Consider the following 1,497-nt stretch of genomic DNA (forward strand, 5'->3'; position numbering starts at 1 on the left):
TGAACTGTACCCTATAAAATGGACAGTTTAATAAAAAAGCCCTGAAAAATCAAGCACTTAAAAGATGGTTCCGATATTCGATCGGAGCCATCTTTTTTAATGTCCACTGATAACGATTATAATTATACTCCTCCATATAATCCTTTATGTTGAGCTCAAGGGATTCAAAGGTTTGACAATCTTTGTAATCTAATTCATCTTTCATATGACCAAAGAAGGATTCCATTGGTGCGTTGTCTAAACAATTGCCCCTACGGGACATAGATTGTTTGATCCCCATTTCTCTTACACGTTTCTGAAATTCAGGGTGTGTATAATGAATACCTTGGTCTGAATGTAGAAGCGCTTCAGGATGGATGACTTCTCCTAATCTCTCTTTCAAGTTATCTAATGTTTGATAGACGATATCCATTTGTAAAGAAGAGGAGACATGATAGGCTAAAATCTCTCGTGTTGTACTGTCTTTTACACATGATAAATAAGCCTTCTTTCCTTGTCCATAAAATAAATAGGTAATATCGGTTAACATACTTTTTTCAGGCTCTTCTTGATTGAATTGGCGATTTAAAAGGTTCGGACATGTTTTATGTTCTTGTGTCGCTTTTGCGATGTGTTTATAAGGGTTTGCTCGGCGAATCTTTGTCACAAGATTATATTTACGCATAATACGGTAAATACGCTTGAGATTCATACAAATTCCTTTTGTCTTTTCCAACACCATTTTGATAGAACGACCACCACATATTTTTCCTTTTCGATTAAAAATTTCTTGGATCCATTCATAATCTGTTTCATCATTACGTTCTTTTTCTAGATGTTTATCTGACTGATGAAGCCACGCATAGTATCCACTCCGACTTACCCCAGCCAGTGTACAAAGGTAACGCACCATACGTGGGAATTGGAAGCGACGTATGGTTTGTTCAATCAGTGCGTATGTTTCTCGTGGTGTTAACGCTTCTTCTGTAACGCCTGCCTTTCGAGTTCGTCTAACTTTTTTAGGAATGTCAATTCCGCTTCTAAAAACGCAATACGTGCTTCCGCTTTTTTTAATTTTTCATCAGAAGAGAGAGCTTTTTCCGAAGGGCGTCCCGTGCTTCCTTTCCCGCGGCGTTCTGTATAAAAGCCCTCTTCATCAAATTGTTCAAAGGTTCTTCGCCAGCGTTTCAAGCATTGTTTTGGTTTCTTCTCACCAATCACAGCTAAGTCAAACCCATTCTCTAAAAAGATTTGGCTAGGACCTTTTCCTTGTTGATTTTCTTTTACCGCTCTTATTTTGAAATCAGGACAATAGCTAATCGAACGTTCCGACGCTTTTAATACATTTTTATTTTTTTCTAGCTGTTTCATTTGAATCTCGTTAAAAATAATTTTACTCATTCTCCGTACCTCATTTCTATCGTTGATTCCATTATAACGAGGTTTTTTGATAAAAATACACAAAAACCCCGAATCATGGGGCTTTTTTTTAGTGTCCATGATTCGGGGTACAGTTCA

1 protein-coding gene is annotated in these 1,497 nt (G+C 37.1%); it reads right to left on the reverse strand.

The annotated features are described in order from the left end of the window. Window positions 1–49: 49 nt before the first annotated feature. Window positions 50–1,380, reverse strand: a protein-coding gene (locus tag MR070_RS26780; RefSeq protein ID WP_242262298.1) for an IS3 family transposase whose coding sequence is annotated in 2 segments (ribosomal slippage) — window positions 50–993 and window positions 993–1,380 — 1,332 coding nt in all. Because the reading frame shifts where the segments join, the coding sequence is not laid out codon by codon here. Window positions 1,381–1,497: the final 117 nt, after the last annotated feature.

Origin of the sequence: Bacillus cereus group sp. BfR-BA-01453 (assembly GCF_022662915.1) — a bacterium.
In the GTDB taxonomy this organism is placed as follows: Bacteria; Bacillota; Bacilli; order Bacillales; family Bacillaceae_G; genus Bacillus_A; species Bacillus_A paranthracis.